The following is a 16,297-nucleotide window of genomic DNA, read 5'->3' on the forward strand; positions in this document are numbered from 1 at the left end:
TTACTCGACGTGATTAGTATAAACCATTCATTATGAAGAACAATAGACTTATCATCGTTTCGTATCGGCTCCCTTTTGCCTTTGAAACCACCTCCGGTAGTACGACGCTGAAAGCTTCCTCAGGAGGATTGGTAACGGCCATGAAGTCCCTGGATTTCACAGGAGCCAGTGAAAAACCGGTTTGGGTAGGCTGCGCCGATTTCTCCCGCCGAACCTGGGAAAAGCACAAACACCTCGTCAACGAGGACTTTGAATATGTACCGGTTTTTTTAGACCGCAAAATTCAGCAGGATTTCTACAACGGTTTTTCCAATTCAGTCATCTGGCCGCTTTTTCATTATTTCACGACCTACGTCGATTACCAGGAAAAGGATTTTGTAGCCTACCAGAAAGCCAACGAAGCGGTTAGTGAAGCCGTTTCACAACTGATGAAACCCCAGGACATCGTTTGGGTACACGACTATCATTTCATGGGGTTGCCGAGGTTGATCCGTGAAAAAAAGCCCGACGCGACCATCGGTTTTTTCCTGCACATTCCTTTTCCTTCCTACGAATTGATCCGGATTCTGCCCCAGAAATGCAAGGAATACCTGTTGACGGGCCTGCTGGGGGCCGATCTGGTCGGTTTTCATACCAACGACTACAACATCCATTTTCTGCAATCCGTCCAGATCAATCTGGGTGTTCAGCACAAAATATGGAAGATTAATTACCAGAACCGGCTTATTCAGTCAGATTCGTTTCCGGTCGGCATCAATTATTCGCTCTACCACGACGCCTACGACAACGCGGATGTGGTGGAAGAACGGGCGGCTTTGAAGAATGCTTACAAAGATAATAAGATCATTTTTTCGGTCGACCGGCTGGACTACACCAAGGGCGTCATGCAGCGTCTCGATGCACTGGAAGCCTTCTTGCGACGCTACCCCGAATGGACGGAGCGGTTGACGTTTATCCTGGTGGTGGTGCCCTCCCGCGATGAAATTCTGAAATACGGCGAACGGAAAGTAATGATCGAGCAGGCCGTCGGGCGCATCAACGGAAAATACGGAACCCTGATCTGGCGGCCCATTGTTTACCGCTATGGTTCGGTACCTTTTCCGCAGTTGCTCGCACTTTATACGGCCTGCGATGTGGCCCTGATCACGCCCATTCGCGACGGGATGAATCTGGTTGCCAAAGAGTTTGTGGCGGCCCGCAAAGACCACCAGGGCGTGTTGATTCTGAGTGAGATGACCGGAGCCGCCAACGAAATGAGCACCGCCCTGCACATCAATCCGATGGATGAAAATGAAGTTGCCGACAAAATGAAAATCGCCCTGGAAATGGAACCGGAGGAGCAGGCCCGCCGGATTGCCATCATGCAGCGACGATTGAAAGAATACGATGTCAAAAAATGGGCTGGCAGTTTTGTCGACTGTTTATTGAATCTGCAAAGCTCCCAACAGACTGAGCCCGCACCCCTCTTGAAATCACAACCAAATTTCTCCCTCCAGGAACGCTATGCGCAGGCCCGTTCGCGGCTGTTGCTGCTCGATTACGACGGCACGCTGGTGAACTACAAGACCAAACCGGAACTGGCCGCTCCACCCATCGAAGTGATCAACGTGCTGGGCAGGCTGGCGAGCCGCCGGGAAAACTACGTGGTGATCATCAGCGGACGCGACCAGCAGACGCTCGACGAGTGGCTGGGGTTTCTGCCCATCGACATGGTGGCCGAACACGGTTCTTATATCAAACAACAGGGATTGTGGCGACGGGATATTCTGGACGACGGTTCGTGGAAACAGATTGTCAGCCCGGTTCTGATCGATTTCGTAACCCGCTGCCCCGGCTCGTTTATTGAAGAAAAAAGCCATTCGCTGGCCTGGCATTACCGCTCTGCCGAATCGGAAACCGGCTTTGTGCGGTCCCGCGAGTTGATCACTACGCTCGAAAACCTGCTGCCTTACCAGTTGCGGGTGATCGATGGCAATTGCGTGGTCGAAATCAAAAGCACCGAAACCGATAAAGGCAAGGTGGCCAAGCAGTTGTCACTGGCCCGACCCTACGACTTTGTGCTGGCCATCGGCGACGACCGCACCGATGAAGATATGTTTACGGCCCTGACGCTGGAAAATCAGTATACCGTCAAGGTTGGTCCCGGCAGCACCCATGCCGCCCATCGGGTTGAAAACGTTCAGGAAGTCCTGGCGTTGCTGAAGGATTTCAGTGCTGTAAATATGCCGCTTTAATTGACAGGGATTGATGCTAAAAAAAGGCAGTAAAATACAATGACTTTCTCCTTCTGCTAGCTTAACTCTCTAAGCAAACGCATCGGATGGATGTCCTCCTGGTTTTACTGCCTTTGGCTTTCTTGATTCTTGTTGCCTACCGCGGATTCAATGTCATCTTATTCGCACCTCTTGCTGCTTTGCTGGCCGTTCTGCTAGCCAACCCGGCTTACGTCCTGCCGTTTTTTTCGGGCGTTTTTCTCGATAAACTGGCCGGTTTTATCAAGCTCTATTTTCCGGTATTTTTGTTGGGGGCGGTGTTGGGAAAGCTCATCGAAATGGCGGGGTATGCCAAATCCATTTCCACGGCGGTAATCGCTATTATTGGCAAAAACCGGGCGATGCTCGCCGTGGTGCTGGTGGGTGCCATTCTCAGCTACGGCGGGGTTTCATTGTTCGTCGTGGTGTTTGCCATTTACCCTTTTGCGGCCGAACTCTTCAAAGCCAGCGACATTCCCAAACGCCTGATTCCAGCGACCATTGGCCTCGGCTCGTTTACCTTTACGATGGACGCCCTGCCGGGAACTCCTCAGATTCAGAACATTATCCCGACTACATTCTTCAATACCGATGCCTGGGCCGCTCCCTGGCTGGGCATTTGCGGGAGTATTTTTATCTTTTCGATTGGCATGTTCTATCTGCAATGGCAACGAAACCTGGCGATCCAAACCGGCGAAGGTTACGGGAAAAACCACCTCAATGAACCCGAAAGACGGGCCGAAACGACGCTGCCTTCCGTCGGTATTGCGGTACTCCCGCTGCTCGTTGTGACGGTTTTTAACAAGGTTTTCACGAAGCTGATCCCGCAATACTACGGCAAAACGTTCGACTTCACCAGCCTGGGGATGGAGGGCATTCCACCCATTGAGATTTCAAAATTAACGGCTGTCTGGGCGGTGGAAGGGGCACTGGTTCTGGGCATCCTCACCGTTCTTGTTTTTGCCTTCCGGGCCATCAAAACCGGTTTTACGGCGGGGCTTAACCTCGCCATCGGTGGTGCCTTGCTGGCCACGCTGAATACGGCATCCGAATACGGTTTTGGGGCTGTCATCGCGGCTCTTCCGGGATTTAAAGTGGTGAGCACCGGCATCGCGTCCCTTTTCAAAGACCCGCTGGTCAACGAAGCCGTTACGACCACGACGCTGGCCGGGATTACGGGTTCCGGTTCAGGCGGTTTGAGTATTAGTCTGGCCCTTATGAGCAAAACCTACCTCGAACAGGCCACCCAACTGGGCATCGATCCGGAAGTGCTGCACCGGGTGGCGGCCATGGCCTGTGGCGGCATGGACTCCCTGCCGCACAATGGCGCGCTGATCACCCTGCTGGCCGTAACCGGACTGACGCACAAACAGGCGTACAAGGACATTTTTATCCTGACCCTCGTCAAAACCGCAGCCGTGTTCTTTGTGATTGCGCTGTATTATGGCTTCGGTATCGTTTAAAAGCCCCAAAGCCTGATACCCATGCAAAATGAACCATCCCTACGGGACTCATCCCCGGATAATCGGACGCAGTTCCTACAAAATGAGCCGTCCCGATGGGACGTGTGATGCAACCCGGTTTCCGCAGGAATCCCAAAAAATCCCAGCGGGATGATCCATTTTGTAAAAACGACCACACGAAATTCAAAACAATCCCGTAGGGATGATTCATTTTGTAGAATCGCACCACACGAAATTCAAAACAATCCCGTAGGGATGCCCCATTTTGTAAAAACGACCATACGAAATTCAAAAAAACCCCGTAGGGATGCCCCATTTTGTAAAAACGACCACACGAAATTCAAAACAATCCCGTAGGGATGATTCATTTTGTAGAATCGCACCACACGAAATTCAAAACAATCCCGTAGGGATGCCCCATTTTGTAGAATCTTTTATTATTTTCTCTTCTCTTCAAAAACACCCTTATAAAACAATGCGGCCACAATTCCGCCTACAATCGGGGCGACGATGAACAGCCACAGTTGTTTCAGAGCCAGACCGCCGGCAAAAATCGCCGGGCCAAAACTCCGCGCGGGGTTGACCGACGTCCCCGTAACCGGAATCGCCACCAGGTGAATCAGCACCAGCGTCAAACCAATCGCCAGACCGGCCATGTTGCTGTTGCCCAACCGCGACGTCGTTTTGAAAATAACCAGCAGAAACAGGAACGTCAGGACGGCTTCCGTGATGAAAGCGGAGGAGGTGCTGTAGGCTCCCAGGTAGCCGGGGCCCCAGCCGTTGGAACCGAGCGCCCATTGGCCCATCGAAAAACCGGGAGCCCCGCTCTGGATCAGATACAGGACCCCTGCCCCCAGTGTGGCTCCCATAAACTGGGCAATGATGTAGGAGATGGCATCACTGACGCTGATTTTCCCGGCCACCAGCATGGCAATCGTAATGGCCGGATTGATGTGGCAGCCCGACACCGGACCAATGGCGTAGGCCATCACCACCACCGCCAGACCAAAGGCAAACGAAATGCCCAACAGACCGATACCGGCGGGTCCGGTAGTCGAAATTCCGGAAATACTGGCGGCTCCACAGCCAAAGAGAACCAGGGAAAAGGTGCCGATCAGTTCGGCCAGTGACTTTTTCATAGACAGTTTTAAGTTTAAGAGAAAGGGTTTGTTGGCCCCTTCTTTTGACCTCAAAAACCGGATTTAGTCACAGGTAATCGAAGAAAAACGCTACTGGTAATTTTCAAACCAGTTAAAGCGCTCCTGTATGATTGCATCCTTCTGCTTTTTAACGTAGGCCAGATACAGACCGGCAACGGGCGACATTTTTTTATGGGAAAGCCAGATCAGACTCCAAACCGATTTGATGGGAAAATTCTCAACCGGGATAATCCGGAGCTGACCGTTTTCAAGCTCATTTTTAATGCCAATCAGCGGCATAACGGAATAGCCTAACCCGGCAATAACCGCCTGTTTTACGGCTTCATTGGAAGTCAGTTCCATCTTTTTCAAAACCGTTAGCCCCTGGTTTTCCAAATAGCGCTCCATCACCAGCCGGGTACCGGAGCCTGCTTCCCGGTAAATTAGCGGAATGGTCTCGAACAGGCGCATGGTATACGGTTTCGGGCCCAAGTCCGTCTCCTGGCTCCCCACCAGATACAGTTTATTCTGCATCAGTTCAATCTGGCTGATGGCCAACTGATTCGGTAAGACGGAAACCAGCGAGAAGTCAACTTCATTGTTCTCCAGACTGCTGATCACTTTCGATTTGTTCGTCACATCCAGCACCAGTTCGACGCCCGGATGCTGCTTCATAAAATCGGTCAAAAAATACGGCATTACGTATTTCCCGGTACTAACCACCGAAATTTTCAAGCGCCCCGTTAGTTGCCCTTTATAGGCCAGTGTTTTGTAATTAATGGCGTAGACTTCATTCAGAATGTTTTCGGCCGCGATGGCAATTTCTTTCCCAAAATCCGTGATGTATAACTTCTTTCCGATCACTTCCGTCAGCGGAATTTCAAATTGATTCTGAAAATTTTTCAGTTGGATTGAAACCGCCGGCTGGGTCAGATGCAGTACTTCCGCAGCTTTGGTAATGCTCTGGTTTTGAACGATTGTTGAAAAAATGCGAAGCTGATTCAGCGTATAATTCATAAATATTTTTTATGCATATCATTACAAACATAAATAAAAATATATAATCCCGGCGCTGCAATTTTGTCGCATCAATAACTGCTTATCAAAATGACACGGATTACAGTAGCAAAGGGCGACGGCATCGGTCCCGAAATCATGGATGCTACGCTCGAAATTATTCTGGCGGCAGGTGCACAACTCGAACTGGATGAGATTCAGGTGGGCGAACAGGTCTACCTGGCCGGTAATTCAGCCGGGATTGCCAAAGAATCGTGGGAGATCATCCGGCGAAACAAGGTATTTTTGAAAGCCCCGATCACCACCCCCCAGGGCGGAGGGTACAAAAGCCTGAATGTCACCACCCGCAAATTTTTAGGACTCTACGCCAATGTTCGGCCCTGCCTGAGTCTCCATCCATACGTCAAAACCAAACACCCGCACATGGATCTGGTGATTGTGCGGGAAAACGAAGAAGATCTGTATGCCGGTATTGAACACCAGCAAACCGATGAAGTGGTGCAATGCCTCAAGCTCATCAGCCGGCCGGGTTGCGAAAAAATCATCCGTTATGCGTTCGAATACGCCCGTCAGTATGAGCGCAAAAAAGTAACCTGCTTCACCAAAGACAACATTATGAAGCAAACGGATGGCTTGTTCCACCAGGTATTCGACGAGATTGCCGCCGAATACCCCGACATCGAAAATGAACACTGGATTATTGATATTGGAGCCGCCAAGATGGCCGATACGCCCGAGCTTTTCGATGTCATTGTGATGCCCAATTTATACGGTGATGTGCTTTCGGATGTAGCGGCTCAAATCGCGGGATCGGTGGGGCTGGCCGGGTCAGCAAACCTGGGCGAAGAATGCGCCATGTTTGAAGCCATTCACGGGTCGGCTCCGCGCCGGGCCGGGCAAAATCTGGCCAATCCGTCGGGGCTGCTTCAGGGTGCGGTCATGATGCTGATTCACATCGGGCAAACCGACGTGGCCGAAAAGGTACAGAATGCCTGGCTTAAAACCATCGAAGACGGTATTCACACCTATGATCTCTACAAGGAAGGCATCAGCACGCAAAAAGTGGGCACAAAAGAATTTGCGCAGGCGGTTATTGCCAATCTGGGCCAGAAGCCCTCAACCCTGAAAGCCGTTAATCTGGCCAATGGAACGCCGTTAAATCTGCCTAAATACCAGCGAAAACCGCCCGCCAGAAAAGAACTGGTCGGTGTCGATGTCTTTGTTCATTGGAATGGCACCAATCCGGACGATCTTGCCCGGTTGCTGAAACCGCTGGAATCCGAAAAAACAAAACTTTCCATGATCACCAACCGGGGCATCAAGGTATGGCCGGACGGCTTTTCGGAAACGTTTTGTACCGACCACTGGCGGTGTCGATTCAAACCCGCCAAAGGCAACACCCTGGGTAAACTGGATCTTATTTTTCTGCTGGTCAAAGCCGTCGAAAACAACATCGACACCATCAAGACGGAGAATCTGTACGATTTTAACGGAAAACCCGCCTTTTCGCTGGGGCAAGGTCAATAATTCATCAAACCCACTTAGCATACCATGGAAATGCAGCTCATTCAGGGTCAGTTTTCGGCCCAGGATTCCATTCAACTCCTTACTGAAATGGTGCATATTAAAATCAAATACCACGAAAGTAAGATCGGCAGCAACAGCAGCGAGGAAGATGTCAAAATGCGGGAAAAACGGATTAAAACCTTGCAAAAAGACCTTTTTGATCTTCGGCAAGCCATTCAATCCAGCAGTGGGCCGGTTTCGATTGCTTCAGTTCTAACGATCAGGCTGTCATGAAAAAGTTCCTGCACAACGCCCGGATGCTGAGTGCCCGGCTCGAGTCCCGCTTACCGGTTTTACCAATCATTTTCCAGTTAAGTGTGTCAGTCGCCTGTCTGGTGACGGCTTTCGTGATCCGGGACGATGTTTTGCCGAGTGAAGTCGTCAAAGTGCTGTCGATTGTGTGCAGCGCAAACCTGCTGCGAAGTCTTACGACTAACTAAACTTTTGACCGGTCTGCCGACCCGGGCAGGTCTTGCCTGGTCGGCAGCCTCTGGCCACTTTGTTTATGGCAACGCTTTGATTTTCATATTCTTGAAGTAAATCGGCGCACCGGCATGTTTGCCCTGAAAACCGACATACCCTTCGTTCGGCAGCGTAGCCCAGGGCTTGTTGAGCCAGTTCGGGATGGCTGAGCCGTCAGGGTTGTTTTTGCCGGAAGTCCACAGGCTCATATCGATCTGGTTGACAAGTTGACCGTTCAGCAAAACCGTGATGTTTTTTCCCTGGCAGGTGATCGTGTAGCGGTTCCACTCGCCCGCCGATTTGACCACCTTGGGCAGCATCGCGGGTTTGTGACCGAAAAACGCCCCACATTGCCACGACGCCGGAGCTTTGGACCACTGTTCGCTGTAGTCGTCGGCAATCTGAATCTCCACCGAGTTCGGAATAAAATTGGCGGTATCGCTGCAATACACAAAAACCCCGCTGTTGGTGCCGGGCGCGTTCTTGAATTCCAGGTCCAGCACGAAGTTTTTATACGTCTTTTTGGTCCAGATCGGAATGTCTTCCGTGGCCGTTAAAACGCCGTTCTCAACGCTCCAGATGCCTTTTGGAAAACCGGCGTCGGACAAATCGGCGGCAAAAAGCGGTTTCCAGTCGCTTCCGGAGGTATCGGGATGTTTCGGCGTAGTTTGGGCAACGGCCAGCCCGGTTAATAAACAGCAAATCAGTACTAGAATTTTGTTCATGGAATTGGTTGGTTTCAAACTCGATTAGTGACCCGAAGTTGAGGGTCTTTTTTGAAAAAGAAAAGTTTTGTCAAACCATCCGGCGTTCCAGGGTAAATTATGAACGAATCCATGGTCGAAAACAGAGACATGAACCTGAAGAATTCGTATTTCTTTTTTACCGGGGGCCAATGACCTCACTGACCGTTGATACGCCGTTTTCATTGAACGACTCAATGGCAAAATAATACGGTACGCCTACATTCAGCGCCCGCAGTTCCAGTTTATTCGGCTGGTCGTTCCAGATTTGATAGGTCTGGTACAGCTTGTCTCTGGCAATGCCCCACAGAATGTTGTAGCCCACTGCACCGGGCACTTTTTCCCACGCAATATCGGCATTTCGCTGGTCTTTCTGCCGGACAGCCGCTAGTTTTACGGGCGTCGCCGGGGCTTTTCCCAACCCATTGCCAAAGACCCGAAACCCGTTGATGGCCACGTAAGGACCCGCCGTGTAGACGTGTTCATACCGCACATACCGCCCGCGCACCGGACGGAGCAATTCCACATAGGCACAGGCGCGGTCGCGTTTGGGCTCCGACGTCAGGTCGGCAATTTTGTCCCATTTCTTTCCATCTCTCGACGCATACAACCGAAACTGGGTGTAAACCGTAGAATCACTGTCGAAAACGGTATTTTTATAATCGACGTAATTGACCTGCACCGCCCGAATGTCGTGGTCGGCACCGAGGTCGGTGGTCAGCGTCTCGCCGGCTTTGTTTTGGGTTGGCACCCAGAACGTCCGGGGATTTTCGTCTGCTGTCAGTTCGGCGCGCAGGGTATCCAGCGTTGAGGAGGCCGTGACCGGTTTCCGGTAATTCAGCAACATCCAGCCCGTAAAAAGCGCGTTGCTGTTCTCCCACTTTTTGGTGGAAAGGTGATGCGGAAAGTCTCCGAAACGGGTGTTGGCGTAAAGCTGGTCGTCTTTGTCGAAACCGGCGGGATGCATCACAATCCGTCGTTCCATACCCCAGACAATGCCCAGCCAGGTGGTGCCGGTATTCCAGTAATTGCCAAAATTATCCTGGAACGTGTTTCCGTGGCCGGTGCCGGTGGCGTAGCCCCCCGGTTTGTAGGCAATGGGGTTGTAGGGCGCGTATTCAAACGGCCCCAGCGGATCTTTGCCGACGTAGGTGCCGTTGGCGTACACGTTGTATTCGGTTCCGGGCGCTCCATATTGCAGGTAATATTTGCCGTTGTGTTTCGTCATCCAGGCCCCTTCCGTAAACGGTTTGATGGGGTCGGAATGGTTCGGGCCGAAACGCTCCCAGCCGTGTTGCCACGGGTCGAGCCAGAGCATTGGCTGGTAAGCTTTCGACGGTTCCGGGTTCATGTAGGTCAGCCGACGGCGGTGGTCTAGTTCGGCACCAAAAATCGGATAAACGTTCGAGGAACCCCAATACATGTACCACTTGTCGGTATCCGGATCGTGGAAGAGAGCCGGGTCCCAGGGACCGATGTCTTTGGGCAGGCGCGGCAACCAGCGGTTATAGAACTTGAGCTTGCCATTTTCGGGTTCGGTCGAATAAAAAATGGGGCGTTGTTCGAACGTCGACTGAAACAGGAACAGCGTATCGCGCACCGACAGGGCCGCTGGCGCACACATGTCTTCCATCGGCCATTTGTCGGGCACGACGTACTGCCAACTGACCAGATCCTTTGATTTCCACCAGCCACCGGAAATGGTGACGAACAGAAAGTATTCCCCCGGTTTGCTGCCCACCTTGTGGTTGATAATGACCGGATCAGCGCCCGAACGGTACGAAATCCGTTCGTTCAACTGCTCAAAATTATACCGGTAACTGATGTCCATCGGGTTGCAGTAGGTTCGTTGCTGAGCCAGGCCGGAGGCCCCGATGAACCAAGGAAGCGCCAACAGCAAGACCTTTTTCAGAACGTTTTTTTTCATAACTCTCCTGGTTTCGATATCCCATTCACCCGTCAACAGACGTCTTTTCTCCACTTGCAAGTACGGGACAAAAAACCGTTTCGATTTCGGGATGCTGGAAAATAGTTTTCAAAAAAACACCCTTTTCCGTTGTTGCCGGTCGGATTGTTCATCCGGATTCACTTTAAACAAAATCAGTAACTTAGCTGTTTTAACAGACATAACATGCACGCTGACCAGATCGTCTTTTTCGGAATTGTCAGCCTATTTCCCCCGACTCACAAGAGGATATTTTCACGGTAATGACCTTTTAGAAAAACTACGGTGGTTGAACCCTTTATTCGCTGGCAGCCATAAAACATACCCTGTTTCTGTTATGTACGAACTCGCTATAGTTTCGCTGGATGATGAGCAGGATCTAATTCTGGCGCATAAACGCACGTTGAAACTGGGCGAACTGGCGGGGCTTTCACGCGTGGCCCAAACGACTTTTGCAACGGCGGTTTTGGAAGTTTCCCGCGATGCCCTCCAGCATGGCAGCGATGTATCTCTAACGCTCGGGATTGTGCCCCCAAACGGCTCTAAAGCCCGGATTATGGCCAAAATCAGTGGCAGCCACAGTGCGATTACCGGACAAAAAAATGAACGGATCGAGGTGGCTAGCCGTCTGGTGGATGAGGTTCAGATTTCCAAATCCGAAAAAGGGTCAGAAGTACGGCTGAGTATTCCGGTTTTAGCCGATCAATGCGTTAACGAAACCAGCGTGGCACACTGGAAGCACCACTTCGACACCGAGCCGACCGAACTGGTAGCCGATGAAATCAAACGAAAAAATAACCAGCTACAGGAACTGGCTGAGCGGCTTCGCTCGTCGGAACGCCAGTATCAGGTGTTGAGTGATTCGTTGCCGCTCATGATTTTTACGGCCACGGCGAAAGGGAAACTCCTGTACGCCAACGAATGGTTGCGAAAATACACCGGCGAATCGGTCAGCCAGTTGAATAAATCGAAATGGGAGACGGTTCTGTATGAAGACGACGCGGCCGTATGGTGGGGAAAATGGGCCGAAACCGCTTCGGCCAACCACACCTTCCAGACCGAAATCCGAATCCGGAATGCCGAAACGGGTGCTTACGTCTGGCACCGGATGACGGCCACCGCGCTGCTGGATGAGAAGAAGGAAATTCTGTACTGGAGCGGTTTCCTGGTGGATATTCAGGCCCAGAAAATGGTGGAGCGAACCTTGCAGGACAACCGCGAGCTGACCGAAACCAAAAAGAAACTGGAACAATATCAGCACGAACTGAAACTGAACATCGGCGAACTGAACCGCAGCAACCAGGAACTGGCCGAGTTTGCCTACATAGCCTCCCATGATTTGCAGGAACCCTTACGGAAAATTCAGTCCTTCGGAAGGCTGCTCGTCGAACAGTTTGCCAATGAGCTAAACCCAAAGGCCCAGGATTTGATTCAGCGGATGCACCATGCAGCCGAACGCATGCACGTTCTGATCAAGGATATTCTGGCCTATTCGCGGCTGAATACGCACCACCAGCCCTTTCGACAGGTCGACCTCAATGCGCTGGTGAAAGAGGTGCTGGACGATTTGGAACTGAGCATTCGTGAAAAAAAGACGCAGGTTTTCGTTGACTTTTTGCCCACCATCTACGGCAATCCGCTGCAACTGCGGCAACTGTTCCAGAACCTGCTCTCGAATGCCCTGAAATTCATCGCACCCGATCGCCCTCCGCAGGTGCGGATTTCTGCCCGGGACGTCACCATTTTCGACATTCCGGTTCCGATGCGGCAACGGGAGCCGTCGTACCTGGCCATCAGTGTGGAAGACAACGGGATCGGCTTCGACGAACGGTATCACAACCGGATTTTTCAGCTTTTCCAACGGCTGCACGGCAAAGACTTGTATGCCGGCACGGGCATCGGTCTCACCATTTGCAAAAAAGTGGCCGAAATGCACGGCGGTACCATCGCGGCCCAGTCGCAACCCGGTCAGGGAGCCACATTTACGGTATTTCTGCCCCAAAGTGTGGCGGTATCGGTTCCGGCCAAATGAATTCCTCAACGCGAAACCCGCGTTTTGCTTTGCCGGATCTTGACCAATAAGTCCGTTAACTCCCGTACTTTTTCGGGATTCTGCTGATAAAGGTCAGTGGTCTCCGCGCCATCCGTGGCCAGATTGTAAAGCTGCCCTCTGCTCCCCTGCCCTGCTGGGGCTTTGATCTGTCGGGGTTCCGTAAAACCGCCCGAGCCCAGCCCTTCGATCAACTTCCAGTCGCCTTTTCGAATCGCAAAAAAACCGATGGATGAACTGTGCACCACGGCCGGTTGATCGGCAACCTGGCTGGCTTTGCCCAGCAACACCGGCAAAATGCTGTAGCTGTCTTCGGGCATGGCAGCCCGGTTTTTCAGTCCAAGCACGTCATTACAGGTCGCCATCAGGTTGGTTAAAGTCGTGGTAGCCGCACTGGTCGTTCCCGGTTTTACGTGGCCCGGCCAGCGAACAATGAACGGAATGCGGTGTCCGCCTTCAAATGCGTCGCCTTTCATGCCCCGAAATCCGCCAGCCGCTTTGTGGTTGAACTGCTTCACAAAATTTTCCCGCCAGTAGGGGCCGTTATCGCTCGCAAACAGAACGATCGTATTGTCGGCAAGCCCCGATTCGGCCAGCGTTCGCAGAACCTCCCCGACGGCGGCATCCACCTGCTGCACAAAATCGCCGTATTCCCCGGCTTTCGACTTCCCGGCGTAGGCGTTGGTCGGCACCCAGGGCGTGTGCGGAGCGGCCAGTGGAAGATAAAGAAAGAACGGTTTTTGCGTCGACTGCTTTTTCAGGAAAGCGACGGCTTTGGACACAAACGTGGGCAGTACGCCATAGAAATCGAATGAGGGAGCCTTCTTGCCTTCGCGCCAGAACGGGCCGGTATAGCCGGTTTCCAGCTTATTACCATTGGTGTAACCCGTCGGCAAGTCGGTGAGTTTCTGGTTTTCAAGGTAACAATAGGGCGGCATGTCGAGCGAGGCAGGCAGGATGTAGGAATAGTCGAAGCCGACGGTTTTCGGCCCCTGCGCCGGTTCGCGCGAAAAATCAATGTCGTCGGGATTCATTTCCGTTTTAATGCCGTACCCTTCCGCCGTCAAAACCGCTTCACGGCCCTTCTGCACTTCCCAATCCAGCCCCAAATGCCATTTACCAACAACGGCCGTTTGATACCCCTGGCTTTTCAACAACGAAGCCACCGTTGGGCGATTGGCCTCGATCAGCGTCCGGCTATACCCCCGCAACACCCCGACCGGCAGGCGGCTCCGCCAGGGATAGCGACCGGTCAGCAAACCGTAGCGCGTGGGCGTGCAAACCGATGAGGGTGAATGCGCGTCGGTAAACCGCATCCCCTCCGAAGCCAGTTTGTCGATCTGGGGCGTCTTGATCTGCCCTTCCGGATTATACACCGACACGTCGCCATACCCCAAATCATCCGCCAGAATGTAGACGATGTTGGGCGGCTGTTTTTTGTCGGGTTGTGATGGATTCATGCCGATTAAAACACCGGCAATCCCGCAAATCAATACGCCTGAACTGAAGAATCTGATCATTTTCTAACTGCTTAAGGGATGGGAATGCGGATGAAACGGATTGACACTGATTAAATCCGTTTCATCCGTTCCATCCATTTCATCCGCGTATCCAATCTTGTTATTACTCCTATTTTATCGAACCGGAAACAGCCTGAACAGAGCCACTCCATGATGCCGAATCTCTGCCCTGAATGAATCCTTCAATGCCCCCAAATCCTTTTGCCGCCACACATCGCGCAGCCGGTAGCTGCCTTTCAGTCCCGCTTTAGCCAGGTCAAATGTAAAGATTTTTGCCGTCTCGTCACCCCAGCGGAAATACGATTCGGGGGTTTTGCCATACGCTGCAACGTTGAACAGGCCGACCGCAAACGAGCCGTCTTCAAGCGGTTTGAGCCAGATTTGTACGCCATCCTCTTCCCGCACCAGCCGGGCCGATTTCCCCAGGGGGTCCTGATTGATTTCGATGACTTCGTCGTTTGTTAATAAGTTCAGGGTAAATGCGTCCAGTTGCTCGATGGGGCAACCAATCAGCAAGGGTGCTGACAGTAAACTAAACAGGCTCACGTGGCTGTATTGTTCGTCGGGGGTCAGTCGGGTCGGATGAAGTTCGGGACCCGTGGATACATTACCCACAATCATCATGTCGGGATCGTTCCAGTGACCGGGGCCGTTGTAGGGTGCCCATTTATCCAGCGTAAACGCCAGTTGGTACAGGCTCGTCCAGCTATCCCGGATGTCGGGGCCGGTGCGGTATAGATTCGATAACCGCATCCAGTCGGTCACGTTGGCAAACGGGGCCGAGTTGGACAAACTGAACACAATATCCCGGCCCGATTGCCGCAACGCCCTCGACATCCGTTCGGTCGAGTTGACATCGATTCGCCAGTCGTATTTCAGGAAATCAATGCCCCATTCGGCCATTTGCCGGGCATCTTCGGTTTCAAACCGGTAGGGGGCGATGTGGTTGAACGCGCGTCGATTCACCATAATCGACTCGTGCGATTCTCCGCCCTTTGCAAAATCGGAGGAAGCCCCGACATAACCGCCATAACTGGAAATATAGGGTGTCGAATACAGCCCCGCTTTCAAGCCCAGCGCGTGAATATAGTCCACCATGCCCTTAAAATCCGGAAATTTTTCGTTCGGCTGGAGGGCGTTTAGCGGCCCACCCCGGACGCCCTGCCAGGCATCGTCGATGTTGATGTACGTCCAGCCGTGATCGATCAGCCCCATTTTGACCATCGCGTCGGCCGAGGCAATTACCTTCTCCCGGTCAATCCGTGTTTCCCACGAATTCCAGCCGTTCCAGCCAATGGGTGGCGTCAGCGCAATCGTATCGCCAATCCGGATCATTACGTGCTGAATCGCTTCTCCCAGCGAATTTTTGGCTTTCAGCGTGGTTTTATACGTACCGCGCTGGCTAACTTTTCCCGTAATGATGCCGGTTTTTCGATCCAGTACCAACCCGGACGGCAAACCTTCTGCCGAAAAAAGAATGGGGCGTTTTCCGGTCGTCGCTATGGTGTACAGAAACGGATTTCCGGGCGTGGCTCCGACGATTTTTGCAGAGTTTATCCGGGGTTTTTCGCCCGGTTTGGGCGTCAGAATGTATTTTTCGTCCGTATTCGGAAGGTGTTCGGGACGGTTTTCGCCCTTCATGGTCAACTGCGCATTGGCCCAATTGGCATAGGTTCGTTTGTTGTTGGAACCACCGACCGGATCGGTGATCAACAGGCCCAGCCGTTCAATCCCCGTCAGGTCCACCGTCACGTTCTGGGGAGCGTCGCCCACCTTCATTTCCCGGCTTTCAAAAAGGATTTTCCGGTCGCCGATGACGTAGAATTTGACCGGTATTTCTGTATTGCCCAGATCATCGGCTCCAATCACGGCACTGAACCGCGTGGCATTTCTCTTCAGGTAAAACGCCAGCACGCTAACGCTTTGCGCCCCCACGCCCCGGCTGAAATACGTCCGGTTGATCCGCATCGAATCGTTGCTGTAATTTCGTTTCGCCGTCACCGGGCGAATGCCCTCGGAAAAGGTTTGAATCAGCAGATCATCCAGCCAAACCGTACTTGTCTTTTGCGCATAGGTAGCAGTTGCGATGAAAAGATAAAAAACCGTCAACGGCTTCGATAGTTTAGGCATATTTTTCATG

General features: G+C 52.2%; 12 protein-coding genes. 6 read left to right on the forward strand and 6 right to left on the reverse strand.

Translation table 11 applies throughout. The features are described 5' to 3' along the window. Nucleotides 1–32: 32 nt before the first annotated feature. Nucleotides 33–2,234, forward strand: a complete 2,202-nt coding sequence (locus tag FH871_RS01920; protein WP_138989642.1) for a bifunctional alpha,alpha-trehalose-phosphate synthase (UDP-forming)/trehalose-phosphatase — start codon at nt 33–35, stop codon at nt 2,232–2,234. 86 nt (nt 2,235–2,320) lie between these two features. Further along, complete coding sequence (locus FH871_RS01925) at nt 2,321–3,715, forward strand: GntP family permease (RefSeq protein WP_138989643.1); 1,395 nt, start codon at nt 2,321–2,323, stop codon at nt 3,713–3,715. Between the two features lie 437 nt (nt 3,716–4,152). Here the strand turns inward: FH871_RS01925 and aqpZ are convergent, their stop codons facing one another. After that, nucleotides 4,153–4,854 carry an aquaporin Z gene (gene aqpZ, locus FH871_RS01930; RefSeq protein WP_138989644.1) on the reverse strand — a complete coding sequence of 234 codons (702 nt, stop codon included), beginning with the start codon at nt 4,852–4,854 and terminating at the stop codon, nt 4,153–4,155. 90 nt (nt 4,855–4,944) lie between these two features. Then, the gene (locus FH871_RS01935) at nt 4,945–5,871 is read right to left on the reverse strand and encodes a LysR substrate-binding domain-containing protein (RefSeq protein WP_138989645.1); all 927 of its coding nucleotides are present in this window, start codon (nt 5,869–5,871) and stop codon (nt 4,945–4,947) included. A 90-nt stretch (nt 5,872–5,961) separates the two neighbouring features. Between FH871_RS01935 and FH871_RS01940 the strand changes: the two genes are divergently transcribed. The 3 genes from FH871_RS01940 to FH871_RS01950 are packed head-to-tail and all read left to right on the forward strand — an operon-like array spanning nt 5,962 to nt 7,877. Beyond that, on the forward strand, nt 5,962–7,398 hold the full coding sequence (locus FH871_RS01940) for an NADP-dependent isocitrate dehydrogenase (protein ID WP_138989646.1): 1,437 nt from the start codon (nt 5,962–5,964) through the stop codon (nt 7,396–7,398). A 24-nt stretch (nt 7,399–7,422) separates the two neighbouring features. After that, nucleotides 7,423–7,671, forward strand: coding sequence for a hypothetical protein (locus FH871_RS01945; RefSeq protein ID WP_138989647.1), 249 nt, complete (start codon nt 7,423–7,425; stop codon nt 7,669–7,671). Next, nucleotides 7,668–7,877 carry a hypothetical protein gene (locus FH871_RS01950; protein ID WP_138989648.1) on the forward strand — a complete coding sequence of 70 codons (210 nt, stop codon included), beginning with the start codon at nt 7,668–7,670 and terminating at the stop codon, nt 7,875–7,877. Before FH871_RS01945 ends, FH871_RS01950 begins: the two co-directional genes overlap by 4 nt. A gap of 63 nt (nt 7,878–7,940) precedes the next feature. Here FH871_RS01950 and FH871_RS01955 read toward each other — a convergent pair whose 3' ends face one another. Together FH871_RS01955 and FH871_RS01960 are read right to left on the reverse strand one after the other, a co-directional pair. Further along, nucleotides 7,941–8,624 carry a DUF1080 domain-containing protein gene (locus FH871_RS01955; protein ID WP_138989649.1) on the reverse strand — a complete coding sequence of 228 codons (684 nt, stop codon included), beginning with the start codon at nt 8,622–8,624 and terminating at the stop codon, nt 7,941–7,943. Nucleotides 8,625–8,781: 157 nt separating this feature from the next. After that, on the reverse strand, nt 8,782–10,569 hold the full coding sequence (locus FH871_RS01960) for a family 43 glycosylhydrolase (protein ID WP_138989650.1): 1,788 nt from the start codon (nt 10,567–10,569) through the stop codon (nt 8,782–8,784). A 355-nt stretch (nt 10,570–10,924) separates the two neighbouring features. Between FH871_RS01960 and FH871_RS01965 the strand changes: the two genes are divergently transcribed. After that, a complete protein-coding gene (locus FH871_RS01965; RefSeq protein ID WP_171062730.1) occupies nt 10,925–12,619 on the forward strand; it encodes an ATP-binding protein in 1,695 nt (564 codons plus the stop codon). Between the two features lie 5 nt (nt 12,620–12,624). Here the strand turns inward: FH871_RS01965 and FH871_RS01970 are convergent, their stop codons facing one another. Together FH871_RS01970 and FH871_RS01975 are read right to left on the reverse strand one after the other, a co-directional pair. Then, on the reverse strand, nt 12,625–14,157 hold the full coding sequence (locus FH871_RS01970; RefSeq protein ID WP_138989652.1) for an arylsulfatase: 1,533 nt from the start codon (nt 14,155–14,157) through the stop codon (nt 12,625–12,627). A 114-nt stretch (nt 14,158–14,271) separates the two neighbouring features. Further along, nucleotides 14,272–16,287, reverse strand: coding sequence for an NPCBM/NEW2 domain-containing protein (locus FH871_RS01975; protein WP_138989653.1), 2,016 nt, complete (start codon nt 16,285–16,287; stop codon nt 14,272–14,274). Nucleotides 16,288–16,297 lie beyond the last annotated feature (10 nt).

The sequence above is a fragment of the Larkinella sp. C7 genome (assembly GCF_006149005.1).
Lineage (GTDB): Bacteria > Bacteroidota > Bacteroidia > Cytophagales > Spirosomataceae > Larkinella.